The sequence below is a fragment of the Marinomonas sp. THO17 genome, from assembly GCF_040436405.1.
Lineage (GTDB): Bacteria > Pseudomonadota > Gammaproteobacteria > Pseudomonadales > Marinomonadaceae > Marinomonas.
Genome location: NZ_AP031575.1, coordinates 1,502,284 through 1,515,081 on the forward strand (window position 1 = coordinate 1,502,284; position 12,798 = coordinate 1,515,081).

At 44.7% G+C, this 12,798-nt stretch carries 12 protein-coding genes and 1 pseudogene; 5 read left to right on the forward strand and 8 right to left on the reverse strand.

What is annotated here, in order from left to right; all coding sequences use genetic code 11:
* Positions 1–321: 321 nt before the first annotated feature.
* The 5 genes from ABXS85_RS07090 to ABXS85_RS07110 all read left to right on the forward strand — a co-directional run bounded on the left by ABXS85_RS07090 (position 322) and on the right by ABXS85_RS07110 (position 5,326).
* On the forward strand, positions 322–1,038 hold the full coding sequence (locus ABXS85_RS07090; RefSeq protein ID WP_353669340.1) for a GntR family transcriptional regulator: 717 nt from the start codon (positions 322–324) through the stop codon (positions 1,036–1,038).
* Between the two features lie 28 nt (positions 1,039–1,066).
* A complete protein-coding gene (locus tag ABXS85_RS07095; protein WP_353669341.1) occupies positions 1,067–2,191 on the forward strand; it encodes a Gfo/Idh/MocA family oxidoreductase in 1,125 nt (374 codons plus the stop codon).
* A gap of 190 nt (positions 2,192–2,381) precedes the next feature.
* Entirely contained in the window at positions 2,382–3,362 is a 981-nt protein-coding gene (locus tag ABXS85_RS07100) for a TauD/TfdA family dioxygenase (RefSeq protein ID WP_353669342.1), read from the forward strand.
* 462 nt (positions 3,363–3,824) lie between these two features.
* Positions 3,825–4,454 (forward strand): hypothetical protein, encoded by a 630-nt coding sequence (locus ABXS85_RS07105; protein ID WP_353669343.1) that lies wholly within the window; start codon positions 3,825–3,827, stop codon positions 4,452–4,454.
* Between the two features lie 230 nt (positions 4,455–4,684).
* Complete coding sequence (locus tag ABXS85_RS07110) at positions 4,685–5,326, forward strand: GNAT family N-acetyltransferase (RefSeq protein WP_353669344.1); 642 nt, start codon at positions 4,685–4,687, stop codon at positions 5,324–5,326.
* 179 nt (positions 5,327–5,505) lie between these two features.
* Here the strand turns inward: ABXS85_RS07110 and nagB are convergent, their stop codons facing one another.
* The 8 genes and pseudogenes from nagB to ugpC form a co-directional block, all read right to left on the reverse strand.
* Complete coding sequence (nagB, locus tag ABXS85_RS07115) at positions 5,506–6,288, reverse strand: glucosamine-6-phosphate deaminase (protein WP_353669345.1); 783 nt, start codon at positions 6,286–6,288, stop codon at positions 5,506–5,508.
* 6 nt (positions 6,289–6,294) lie between these two features.
* A complete protein-coding gene (gene nagA, locus ABXS85_RS07120; protein WP_353669346.1) occupies positions 6,295–7,440 on the reverse strand; it encodes an N-acetylglucosamine-6-phosphate deacetylase in 1,146 nt (381 codons plus the stop codon).
* Between the two features lie 63 nt (positions 7,441–7,503).
* Entirely contained in the window at positions 7,504–8,379 is an 876-nt protein-coding gene (locus tag ABXS85_RS07125; RefSeq protein ID WP_353669347.1) for a BadF/BadG/BcrA/BcrD ATPase family protein, read from the reverse strand.
* A gap of 39 nt (positions 8,380–8,418) precedes the next feature.
* Positions 8,419–8,508: pseudogene (locus ABXS85_RS07130) on the reverse strand (2-deoxy-D-gluconate 3-dehydrogenase); the annotation flags it as partial.
* 113 nt (positions 8,509–8,621) lie between these two features.
* Positions 8,622–9,647: a LacI family DNA-binding transcriptional regulator gene (locus tag ABXS85_RS07135; protein ID WP_353669348.1), complete on the reverse strand. Its 1,026-nt coding sequence runs from the start codon at positions 9,645–9,647 to the stop codon at positions 8,622–8,624.
* Between the two features lies 1 nt (position 9,648).
* Complete coding sequence (locus tag ABXS85_RS07140) at positions 9,649–10,692, reverse strand: carbohydrate ABC transporter permease (RefSeq protein WP_353669349.1); 1,044 nt, start codon at positions 10,690–10,692, stop codon at positions 9,649–9,651.
* A 2-nt stretch (positions 10,693–10,694) separates the two neighbouring features.
* Entirely contained in the window at positions 10,695–11,684 is a 990-nt protein-coding gene (locus tag ABXS85_RS07145) for a sugar ABC transporter permease (RefSeq protein ID WP_353669350.1), read from the reverse strand.
* Entirely contained in the window at positions 11,681–12,724 is a 1,044-nt protein-coding gene (gene ugpC / locus ABXS85_RS07150; protein WP_353669351.1) for a sn-glycerol-3-phosphate ABC transporter ATP-binding protein UgpC, read from the reverse strand. The genes ABXS85_RS07145 and ugpC overlap by 4 nt, the downstream gene beginning before the upstream one ends.
* Positions 12,725–12,798: the final 74 nt, after the last annotated feature.

A 12,798-nucleotide genomic window follows, 5' to 3' on the forward strand; every position in this document is an offset into this window, starting at 1 on the left:
TGTTTTTCTCTCCGAATTTTGAGCGTTACTGGCTTTTGTAGGACACTCAGAATTTTTGTTTTTATTTTGTGCTCCTCGTTTTCGGCGAGTTAAAACCGCTACCATTACGAGAACTTGTATATTTACACTAACAGTGTATTCTTGTGATGTAAATCAATAGTGAATGAATTTTCTCAAATATTTCTTTCCTCTTGCCAAACCATGCTTGACTTGATGAGCGCATACTCTGCTAAGTCAGTCAGTTAGAGTATTTTAGCTACTTACAATTGCTCATTTGACTTGTAAGATAAGGATACATATTGCGCAGAATCAGGTGAAAAAGTGGAAAAGAAGAATAAGACAAAACAGCTACCGCTCTATATCCAAATTAGCGAATTATTGCATCGCGAGATTGCAGCGGGACATTGGTTACCTGGAGATAGACTGCCTATCGAAGCCGAGCTTGCTGCGAAATTAGGTGTGGCCATTGGCACCCTTCGTAAAGCTTTAAAAAAGCTTGAAGAAGATGGCTTTTTAGAGCGCCGCCAAGGCTCAGGCAACTATATAAAACGCGCTCCTAGCGGTCGCGCTATTTATCAGTTTTTCCACCTAGAAACCTTAGCAGGTGGTGGCGTGCCAAGCGCTGATATCTTGTCTCTCACGCTTGATGAAGATGAGTTTGTAAAACGCCAGTTGAATGTCAAAGCAGATGGCAAACTTTGGTGTATCAAACGCGCTCGCTATCTCAATCGTGAACTGGTTGCCATGGAACAGATTTGGTTCAAACATGCTCATGCACCAAATCTCAAAGCCAAAGATTTGCACGAATCACTTTATCTTCACTATCGTGATCACTTTTCCTTTTGGATTAGCCGAGTGGAAGACGAAGTGGATTGTGCCCCCGCACCTAAATGGGTGACGGATAACCTGGAGCTGGCTCCAGAAACAACCATGCCAAAGGTGCATCGTAGAAGTTGGTCAAACGCAGGCTTAATCGAAGAGTTCTCGTTTACATGGTACAACCCAGCCAAATGTCGTTATGTTGCTCGTTGGCACTAACATTTAATAAAAACAAGAGGTTAGAAAAATGGGGAAGTCGGTTCGATATGGCATCCTAGGCTGTGGAATGATGGGGCAAGAACACCTCAGAAACTTAGCCTTAATTGATGGCGCTCGGGTGGTCGCGATCACCGAACCCAATCAAGACATGCAAAAACGCTGCGCACAGCTAGTGCCTGACGCGCAGTTTTTCAACAATCTCGATGACATGCTTAACGCTGACCTTGATCTTGAAGCCCTTGTCATCGCCACACCCAACTACCAACACGCCGATCAACTGCTTGAGCTATTTGAACGTACCACTCTGCCAATCTTGGTAGAAAAACCCGTGGTCAGTGACATTAACCAAGTAGCTAAAATTCGCGATGCCGCAGCCAAACACCCCGCTCCAGTATGGGTAGCCATGGAATACCGCTACATGCCTCCGGTTGCTCAGTTTCGTAAACAGCTTTTAGAAGGTGATATTGGCACCCTGAAAATGCTTAACATTCGTGAGCACCGTTTCCCATTCTTGGAAAAGGTGGATGATTGGAACCGTTTTAATCGCCAAACTGGTGGCACTTTAGTCGAAAAATGCTGTCACTTTTTCGACCTGATGCGCCTTTTAATCCAAGGGGAAGTAAAACGTGTTTACGCATCCACTGGCCAAGATTGCAACCATCTGGAAGAGTGTTACAACGGAGCAACACCAGACATCATAGACAACGCTTTTGTCCTAGTGGATTTTGAAAACGGTCAACGTGCTTGCTTGGATCTCAACATGTTTGCCGAAGGCTCCCGTTACCAAGAAGAAATCTGCGCCATTGGTCCTAAAGCCAAACTGGAATGTTTCGTACCTGGTCCAGGACGCTTCTGGCCAACTGACACCCTAGGCGCTGCCCCAATTCCAAAAGTGGTTCTTAGCCCACGCAATCCGAAAGGCCCAATCGAGTCTGATATCCCAGTAGACCCGACTCTGCTCGATGCGGGCGATCATAATGGCTCCACTTTTTATCAGCACCTTGGCTTCTTCAAAGCCATCACAGAAAAGGCCGTAGTAGAGGTCACAATAGAAGATGGTTTGAAAGCGGTAGTAATAGGTTTAGCCGCCCAGCACTCTGCACAAACTGGCCAAGCAGTCACAATCACAGATTCCGGTTACGCTTTCGCATGAATTAATTTCATAAAACAAAACTAAGTAAATCAATAAGTAATGAGTTAATAAGGCGTTTCATAAAGAAAAATCATTCACTATTGATTTACTTTTAAAACTCATGTGATTAGAGTAAATAAAATTCATTCACTATTGATTCACATCAATAAATGGATCTCCGACATCACCATGACCTAAATCGGGAGTAGATATGAGTGTGGTAATTTCCAAACTAGAAGAACAAAAACAAGTAAATGGGTTGGATTTTCCATTGCTAGTAACGCCTCACAATTCGGACGTTCAAAGCAATAAATTGGCGTTTCTCAACTGGGTTGAAGACAACAAAGCTGAGCTTCATGACTTATTGATTAAACACGGAGCAGTATTATTCCGTGGTTTTCCGGTTGACAACTCCGACGAATTCGAGAAGATGCTCGATCAAACAAACTATCAGAATATGCCCTATGTTGGGGGCGCTGCGCCCCGCGCTCAGGTAACCGCATCGCGTATTGTGACCGCCAACGAGTCTCCTGCATCCGAGAAAATCCCATTCCACCACGAAATGGCACAAGTACCAACGCCTCCGGGCTACATTTTCTTCTACTGTGAAACCTCGGCTGCTAAAGGGGGCGCGACATCCATTCTGCACTCTGGCGAAATCTGTGAAAAGTTTTTTGAGATCGCGCCTGACTTTGCCCAAAAAGTCGAACAACAAGGCGTTCGCTATGTTCGCGTGATGCCAGAAATCACCGACAATACCTCTGCCATTGGCCGCTCTTGGAAAGACACCTTCCACGTTTCCACTCACGAGGCAGCTGAAGAAAAAATGCGCGAAGCTGGTATGGATTGGGAATGGTTAGAAAATGGTGATGTGCGCACCGAAACTCGCGTCTTGCCTGGTATTCGCTTTGATGATGAAACCCAACAAAAAACCTTCTTTAACTCTATTGTGGCGGTATTCACTGGCTGGAATGATGCCCGCAATCAAGGGGAAAAAGCCGTCACCACAGCAGATGGTCAGCCAATGAACGCAAATGCGCTTGCCCAGCTCGTAAAAGCCATGGACGAATTATGTGTGAACTTTAAGTGGCAGTCAGGTGACGTACTATGGATCAATAACCATACGGTATTACACGCCCGCCAGCCGTTTGAAGGCGAACGCCGCATCTTAGCCTCTATCTCTTATAAATAAGCTACTTTACCTTGCTTAAAGACCAAAAGATGGAACACCCTACTCGGTGTTCCTTCGATAAATGGGGGACACAGTTAAATTGATTCATCATTGCATGTATCGTCTTTTCATTTACGCCAACTCTTTTTTGCCCCCACGTTTTCCATCAGGCTAACATTGTTCTGTTAGCACTTCCATCTGTGCCTAGATCATTTACACAAGGCCATTCTCAGCATGCCCCTAACATAAAAGAGCCACTTGATTCGTCATCAAGCCCCAAGGATGGATAGACACATCAAGGTCGCTTAATCAGTTTTCGCTGTCTTTCCACGCCCCAAAAGACAATTCAGCTGTTTTTTCCAACACCATAAGACACCTTCTAAGGGGTTATGCAATAGGCTCTCTCCTATGTTTTTCATCCTATAAGAGTCAAATTATGAAAACATCCTTCTCTGTTTCTTTACAGCCATGGTGGAGCGCATAATGTTGTTTTTTCGAGGTTTTATTTATCTGGTTTTGGTCTCAGTTGTGGCTCAGATTATTTCATTGGAAGGCTACAAAATGCTATCGGCAGCGCAATACAGTGAACAATCACTCACTGAACATATGCAGGATATGTTGTCTTTCTTAAGTTGTATCTTGTTCTTATATGTCTCACGTCGCGATAAATCCATGAAAATCGCCGCAACATTATTAGCCGCTCTCATGGCGATGATGTTTGTACGGGAATCGGATTCCTTGTTGGATCAGTATGTCTTTGATGGTGCTTGGCAAAGTATCGTACTGGTCATTATTGCTTGTGTATTTGTGTTTCTTTGGGGGCGTTTTAATACGCTTTATCCCGCCCTGAAGCACTATGCAAATCAAGCTTGTTTTGGCACATTTTTGGCTGGCCTGGTGACCTTGCTTGGATTTTCACGTTTGATGGGACGGGGCTCATTTTGGGAAGCTGTCATGGGTGATGTCTATATGCGAGTCGTTAAAAACATTGTTGAAGAAGGGATTGAAACACTCGGTTATACCTTGATCTTTATTTCTGCCGTTGAACTCGCTTTAGCCTGCCGTCGTCAACCACCAAAAATCTTAAATACTCTAGTAAAACAAGCACCTTAGAAAAATCAATCACCTGCAACATGCTTAATGAGGCTTTAACGATAATTTCGACCTATCTATGCCAACAAGCGTGGAAGCTTTTGCTGATAAAACGCTTGTTGGTGATATTCACAACCTATTCCTCAACTTGCTATTTCTTATCACACCAAGCGACTTTGCATAGTCAGTATAGTGGTTGAAGCAAAAAAACCTTATCCTTAAAAGCATCTTTGAACTGACTAAATAATAAAATGACCTCTCTGACACCCGCTTGCCAAAATACCATCTCTCTTAAAACCGTATCCGGGCCGGATTTATTGCCTTATATTGAACAGATTGCCCAATTAAGAATCCAGATATTTCGTGCTTTTCCATACCTCTATGAAGGTTCATTAGCATACGAGCAGAAATACTTACAACGTTATCTTGATGCAAGTCATGCTGCCGCCATACTAGCGTTTGATGGTGAACAACTCGTAGGTGCCTCTACTTGTCTCCCGATGAGCCAAGAAGACGAGGCTTTTAAACAGCCTTTTATCGAATCCGGTTATCCCATAGAGCGCCTCTTCTATTTTGCCGAATCCGTATTAGATGCTCGCTTTCGAGGACAAGGTATAGGACAAAGATTCTTTACCGAAAGAGAAAAGTTTATGCGCAGCGTGGGGAATTTTCAGTGGGCGACGTTTTGCGCAGTGGATCGCGGAATCAACCACCCTCAACAGCCGCAAAACTATCGGCCATTAGATCCGCTATGGCACAAAAATGGCTTTGTAAAAACACACTTAACAACACACTATGCTTGGCAAGATATAGGAGAATCAAACGAAACCTCCAAGCCCATGATCTTCTGGATAAAAGAATTCCCCAAATCAGCAAGTGTGTTTATCGATTAAAAATTGCAGATGATTTTGGTTAGCAAATAGCTGTTTATACTGTTTCATAAAAGGACTTTATAAGAGGAAATGGCTTTTTTGCGACATCTATCCTGTTAAATCAATTTCACTAGATAGTGAACCATAGGAGTATGAGACTAACCTCCCGAGAGGCTTTGATAGAAGTAACAATTCAGAACTTAATAACGCATCAGCTTCTGCGTTTCTTCTTCAATACGCAGGTAAAACTGCTTATGCTCCAAGTCTTGTCCGGCTTCGGCATCAACAATCAGTTTGACATTCGGGTGGAATTGCAGAATCGATGCTGGACAGGACGCGCTCACCGGCCCTTCCGCAGTCGCTTTAACAGCGGCTGCCTTTGCACTGCCGGTTGCCAACAAAACAATATCGCGTGCTTGCATAATCGTTTCGATGCCAACAGTAATGGCTAACTGAGGCTGAAACTCATCGGCTGAAAAAAAACGGGCATTATCCTCAATGGTCTGGCTAGACAGAGTTTTCACCCGAGTACGTGAGCGCAAGCTGGAACCGGGTTCATTAAAACCAATATGTCCGTTCACACCAATACCCAAAAGTTGCCAGTCAATGCCACCACTTTGCTGAATTTTACTTTCGTAGTCCACGCAGGACGCCTCAATGTCATCCGCAAAACCATCAGGAACAAAGGTATTTTCAACCGCAATATCGACCTGATTAAAGAAATTCTGCTGCATAAAATAGCGGTAACTTTGAGAATGATCTGGCGTCAAACCTATGTATTCATCCAGATTAAAACTGCGACATGCGGCCAGAGACAGATCGCCCTTTTTAACCTGTTCAATAACATGCTGGTACATTTTAATCGGGGTTGATCCAGTTGCCAGACCCAAAACAGAATCTGGCTTGTTTTTTATCTGCTGGCTCATAAGCCGAGCACCATAAGACGCAACATCTTCCGGCTTATCACAAAGAATAATTCTCATAAAATACTAACCTTCAATGTGTTTTTTCATCTGGCCATCAATCCAAGTGTGACAGACTTTTTTATCACTGATATGAATAATGTTGGCTTTGTATCCCGGCTTAAGTTCACCAAGCTGATCCGTAAGCCCCATAGCTTGAGCGGGATACATAGTCGCCATGCGAATGGCCTCAGCCTCTTCGACTGCCAATGCATCCTGCACATAATTTACCGCATCCAACAGGCTGATTGCTGAACCAGCCAGAGTCCCTTGGGCGTTTTTCAAAACGCCATCGACCGCATAAATGGTCTGGCCATCCAGTTGAAAATCAGCACCATCAGTACCTACCGTACTCATTGCATCGGATACCAGCAGTAACTTGCCAGCTGGCTTACATCGCATCGCGATCTGCAGTGACGTCGGATGCAGGTGATGCCCGTCCGCAATAACACTTGCCCAGCAATGATCGGTAACCAAGGCACTGCCAAGCATCGCTGGCTCGCGTGCACTCAGCATAGACATGGCATTGTACAGATGCGTAAAACCAGAAAGACCAGCAGCGATTGCCTGATTAACCGAGTCAGCGTCTGCGTTACTGTGCCCAGCCCAAACCTGATACCCCAACTCAGATAACTGCTTGATAAGATCAACTGCTGTTTTTTCAGGGGCTAGGGTTAACAGGCGAGTGCCTTCCGCTTTTGCCAATATCTCGATGTCGTCTGTCGTTAATTGTCGAAGGTACTTTTCATTATGTATGCCTTTTTTTGCAACATTAAAAAACGGACCTTCAATATGAATGCCTAGCAACTGACTGGGCTTTAGCGCATGAACAGCATTGGCGGCGTGAATAGCTTTCGCCATGATTTCGGGGCTATCGCTCATCAGGGTTGGTAGAATTGATGTCGTACCAAAGCTACGATGAGCTTCGGCCATGGTATAGAGGGTCTGTACTTGGGGTTGATCATTAAATAACAAACCACCACCGCCGTTGACTTGTAAGTCAATAAAACCGGCACAGAGCAACCCATCAAAAAAATGAAAGGATTCAGCGTGAGTGTCAATTTGTGAAAGCGGTTTTAACTCAACAATACGATCATGCTCAATAAGGATGGCATAATCGCTTAAATAGGATTCACCGGTGAAAATCCGAGTGGCACTTATCGTTTGTTTCATGCTGCTTTAATCTTGTTAATCTGATTGGTCACTGTCAAAAAAATACCCTAACCCTAAAGGTCGTTAAGGCGCCGTTCGAGCCAGTTGTAATGCGCCGGATAATGCATCGCCTTTACTGTCTGCAATCCATGACTGATATTCTGCGGCCAGATTTTGTTTTACGATTTCAGCCAAACCGCCCATTAACACCACTGGTTGATCATTAAAATCGTGCATGGATTTAATTAATGCCTGAATGATGCTTTGCTGTTCAGCAAGAATAGATGTCGCATTGGAATCATTCTGCGCAGCATTCTGCACAACCAAAGGTGCCAACTTTGCAAAACTGGCCGGTGTCGCATTGCGATAAAACTGAACGATTGCCTCAGCTTTAAAATCAAAATCCGCAGCAAAAGAATGGGTAAGGTCACTGGCCGCAATAACACCATCGAGCGCTTGCAGCGTCAGTTGATACAGTCTTAATCCCAACCAAGCACCACTGCCCTGATCCGCAAAAGGAAACCCCCAGCCACTCCAGGAACTATGCTGTTCACCTATAATCGACCAACCACAAATACCAGTCCCAATAATTAAAATGCTGCCATTCTTACCTGCATGGGCTCCCAAGCAGGCTATATGAGCATCACTCGCATGAGCCAACTTAGCAAAGGGGTGCCGCCACTGACCCAAAAAGCTTTTCGCAACCCTCATTTCAGCCCCAGCTAATCCCAAGCCAAGGTGCAATCGAGAAAATGCTTGTTCGTCTAAACCGGCTTGATGCAGAGCTTTGCGAATCGCATCGAGAATCGACACAACGGCCCCTTCCGCATCGCTATAGACATTTGCTGAGCCAGATACCCCCTCTCCCAGCACTTGGCCATGATGATCAGTTAAGCGCGCACGACAATGGGTACCACCACCATCAACACCAACATAAAAAATTTCGCCTTTCTGCTTCATTGTCGTCTGATCATCTTTTTAAAAATTCTGAGACTAACGCGCCAGCCCCAATGCCATACCCTGTCCAAGACAGGTATTGCTTCCTGTCACTATGGCAACCTTGCCAGCTAAACTAAACGACGCCAACATACTATTCTCTCAACCAATTCTTTATGCTGATAGGGACTGGTTTACAACGCATCCTCTGATCATTGTTAATAGCAGACTCTGATCAATCAGGATCTGCTTGTCTAAATTTGCACTTACGATATATCTCGACAGGTACGGCGGGCGATTAACCGGCATCCCAGCTCAACTTTTCGAATCGGTGCATTTATGTGAGTCTCACGAGCCAACTGTTCTAACTCTTCCAATGCCGTTTTGGCGATATGGTGAAGTGGAGTATGAATGGTTGATAATGGTGGTGATGTCATTTGCCCTGCTAAAATATCGTCGAAGCCAAGCAAAGAAACATCCTGAGGTACTTTAATGCCTCTCTGTTGAAACGCTTTAAGCGCACCTAACGCTATGTTATCGGCCATACAGAAGAAGGCCGTCAAGCCTTGCAAATCAGGATTGACATCAAGCCAGTCAAGCATGCCTTTTTGCGCCACTTCCGGCCTGAAACTTTCCAGTAAAATCGTCACGCCGTTTAAATCATGGTCACTGTATTCGCGAATCGCTTCTTTGAAGCCATCTTGGCGTTGACGAATGGTGTATCGACCTGGCCAGGTAACAATACAGATATTCTTGTGACCTAAATCTTTCAAATACTCAACACCTAAACGCGCACCATTTCGGTCACCAATACCGACTGAACCTACGTGCATAATCGGGTCTTGTCCTGCCAGTAATAAGCAAGGCATGCCGGTTGCCAATACTTGATCCAGCAAAGTTCGATCTTCATCGAAATACACCAGAATACCGTCACACTTTTGTGATTTAATCTGTTCGATAACCTGATGATAATCATCAGCGGCTTCATCCAGCATAATGGGTTCAATGTCGATTTTTCGATCAGCGCATTCTTTACGCAAGGTATCGAGAATGGTCCAAGAAACGTAATTCTCTGAGGTATGCAACAAGCGCTCAGACTTTACGACCAAAGCAATACGACGTAAGGACGGAGGCATGGCCCGCTTGCGGCGGCTATCCAGATAGCCAATTTCATTGGCTACAGCGAGCACTCGCTCGCGCACTTCATCCGATATTTTGGCGGTACCATTCAGTACATGGCTGACTGTACTGATGGCAACACCGGCTTTCTCTGATATTTTTTTCAGGCTCACGTTATTTAACGCCAGAACTGGCGACCCCTTGTGTGATGTATTTTTGCAACAGAATAAAGACAACCGTCACCGGCAGTAATGCGATAACAGTCATTGCCAGAATATAATGCCACTGCACGGAGAACTGGCCTTGGAAGGAATTCAAACCAATCTGCAAGGTATAATTTTCTGGACTTGAAAGCACAATTAATGGCCATAAGAAATCATTCCAACGCCAAATAACCGAGAAGATAGCAAGCACGGCAAGTGCCGGTGCACACAGGGGCAAAACAACCTTCCAGTAAACCCGGAACTCAGAAGCAGCATCGACACGCGCCGCTTCGATTAAATCGTCGGGAATGGTCAGCATATACTGTCGTAGCAGGAAAACACCCGTCGGTGTTGCCACAGTCGCCAAGATAACGCCCCATAAATTATCGGCCAGATTTAAACCAACAACGACAATAAATGCCGGCACCATAATGACCGAAAGCGGCAGCATTAAGGTCGACAGAATCGCAACGAAAATGGCGTTCTTACCCCTGAAGTTATACTTAGATAACGCGAAGGCTGACATGGAATTCAGCAGCAATGTCAGCAATGTCGCAACCAGGGTTACAAAAGTGGTGTTTTTAATGTAAGTCACAAAATCAAACTGTTCCAGCGGCTCAGAATAGTTATTCCATGCAAAATGAACATCCTTTATCTGTTTGATTTCATTTATCGGCACCTGAAACTTTTTATTAGGTTCGGCCGGATCAATCATGGTCGCCTTAATACCAATACGGCGTACCATAGCAACCTCTTTGGTCTCTCCTTCCGGTGTGGTCCACTGCCACATAGACAAAGGCTTGGATTGACCTTCAATTTCAACCGTACTTGCAGCTTGTGGCATCAGCGTGGGTGGGAAGCTATTAATTTCCGACTCAGATTTAAATGACGATAAAAGCGCCCAAGCAATTGGAATGGCAATCATAGTGGTGCCAAAAAACAGCCAGATCCAGGAAATAATATCAACGGGTTCGATACGCCCAGGATGACGGGTTCGAGTTAAAAATTTAATCATGCTCAATGCTCCGCTTTCTTGGACATCCAAACCTGAACAAGTGTTAATACCAGTAACACTAGTCCCATTAATACTGAGGCTGCAGAAGCCAGACCATAGAGGCGAACTTCAGAGTTAAAGGCCGTCTGATAAATAAATTGTACAATAAAGGTGTTCGCCGTTCCCGGTCCACCGCCATCTGTCAGTACCCAGGCTTCATCGAATACCTGTACTGAGCGAATCAGCAAGAGTACCGTCACAACCAATAAATTAGGTATCAGCAAAGGCAAGGTGAGTTTACGGAACTGACGCCAACGGCTGGTGCCATCCACTTGTGCGGCTTCATAGATATCGTTAGGGATCGCCTGCAAACCAGCAAGAATAATTAAGGTATAGAACCCCATCTGGAACCAGATAGAAATATAAACAACCCAGAACCGCGACCAAAAAACATCGAGCATAAAAATAATGCGCTCACCGCCAAAGTTTTCAACAAAGAGGTTTAACAAGCCATTTCGCGCTAGGAACCATTTCCATACCAGACCAATAACAACCGGGGACAGCAACACAGGGTAAAAGAAAACTGCCCTGAAAAATGCTTTACCACGGGTAAGTCGATTGAGAACCAAGGCAGTGGCAAGTGAGATTAATAAAGTGCCAATCACATTTAAAGCAGTATACCAACCTGTATTATGAATGGCTGTCCAAAAAATATCGTATTCGCAGGTCGCTGGGTCCATATAGGAGGAGCAGGATAATAACCGGCGAAAGTTTTCCAGTCCCACAAATGGGCGATTCCAGATCAGCATTTCCGTGCCACCAGTAAAGGCATAGGCTATTGCCAGCCCCACCGGCAGAAACACAAATAAAGCAAACAGAATCATGTTAGGCGCAAGAAAAAAATACGCCATACGATGAATACCAATCACTTTTTGCAGCGCTAACAGTGGCCGCTCAAGCAAACGTAAAAATCGATCAAAAAAGTCACAAATATATTCTAAGAGTATGTTCATAGTGCTACCCGCTCAAACGCTTTGGCTGATTTTTCTGAAAACAAGTGAATGAACTCCTGAGGGAACGCCAAAGTTAACCTTTCACCCGCTTCAGCAACAAAGTTTTTCGCAATATGAACAACCACTTCTTCTTCCAGCTCAGGGACTTGACCATAAATAAAGGTTTCATGTCCCATGGACTCGATATTCGATATGGTAAATGGCACGCCATCAGAAGCTTCCACCACCTCAATATGTGATGGACGAATCCCGACCGAAACCTCATCCCCCACCCTAGCTTCGTCTAGCATCATTGGCAGTGACAACTGACCTAACGCGGTCGAACTAATCTCAAGTTGCCCCTCCTGAATATCAGTAATTTTCGCTGGGAACATATTCATCTTGGGGGAACCGATAAACTCAGCAACAAATTTGTTTGCCGGGCGTTCAAACAATTCCAATGGCTTACCGACCTGTTCAACACGCCCCTGATTCACAACCACAATTTTCTGTGCCATGGTCATCGCTTCGATCTGATCATGGGTCACATAAATCATTGTTGTGGCTAATTTTTTATGTAAGCGGGTTAATTCAGAGCGCGTTTGTACACGCAGCTTTGCATCCAGATTCGATAAGGGTTCATCAAACAAGAAGACTCGTGGATTACGAACAATCGCACGGCCAATAGCAACCCTCTGACGCTGACCACCGGACAAGGCCTTAGGCTTTCTGTCCAAATAAGGCTCAAGATCCAACATCTTGGCCGCAGCAGTAATGCGTTTTTTGATCTCTTCTTTTTCCATGCTCAGGTTTTCCAACCCGAACGACAGATTTTTGTAGACATTCATATGTGGGTAAAGAGCATATGATTGGAACACCATGGCGATTTCCCGTTGAGCGGGCGGTAAGCCGTTTACTTTTTCATCATCAAAAAAAATCTCGCCGGAACTGACCTCTTCCAAACCTGAAAGCAAACGCAGCAAGGTTGATTTACCACACCCGGATGGGCCAACCAAAGCCACAAACTCACCTTTATCGATATCTATATTGACGTCATGCATAACCTCGCTTTTGCCAAAACTTTTATATAGATTTTTTATTTTTATCGCTGCCATAGGTGTTTACTCCAAATAAT

What these genes read in the sequence shown, in the direction of transcription:
- ABXS85_RS07095 (WP_353669341.1), top strand. Translation starts at nt 1,067, where the DNA reads ATGGGGAAGTCGGTTCGATATGGCATCCTAGGCTGTGGAATGATGGGG.
- ABXS85_RS07100 (WP_353669342.1), top strand. Translation starts at nt 2,382, where the DNA reads ATGAGTGTGGTAATTTCCAAACTAGAAGAACAAAAACAAGTAAATGGG.
- ABXS85_RS07105 (WP_353669343.1), top strand. Translation starts at nt 3,825, where the DNA reads ATGTTGTTTTTTCGAGGTTTTATTTATCTGGTTTTGGTCTCAGTTGTG.
- ABXS85_RS07110 (WP_353669344.1), top strand. Translation starts at nt 4,685, where the DNA reads ATGACCTCTCTGACACCCGCTTGCCAAAATACCATCTCTCTTAAAACC.
- nagB (WP_353669345.1), bottom strand. Translation starts at nt 6,288, where the DNA reads ATGAGAATTATTCTTTGTGATAAGCCGGAAGATGTTGCGTCTTATGGT.
- nagA (WP_353669346.1), bottom strand. Translation starts at nt 7,440, where the DNA reads ATGAAACAAACGATAAGTGCCACTCGGATTTTCACCGGTGAATCCTAT.
- ABXS85_RS07125 (WP_353669347.1), bottom strand. Translation starts at nt 8,379, where the DNA reads ATGAAGCAGAAAGGCGAAATTTTTTATGTTGGTGTTGATGGTGGTGGT.
- ABXS85_RS07140 (WP_353669349.1), bottom strand. Translation starts at nt 10,692, where the DNA reads ATGATTAAATTTTTAACTCGAACCCGTCATCCTGGGCGTATCGAACCC.
- ABXS85_RS07145 (WP_353669350.1), bottom strand. Translation starts at nt 11,684, where the DNA reads ATGAACATACTCTTAGAATATATTTGTGACTTTTTTGATCGATTTTTA.
- ugpC (WP_353669351.1), bottom strand. Translation starts at nt 12,724, where the DNA reads ATGCATGACGTCAATATAGATATCGATAAAGGTGAGTTTGTGGCTTTG.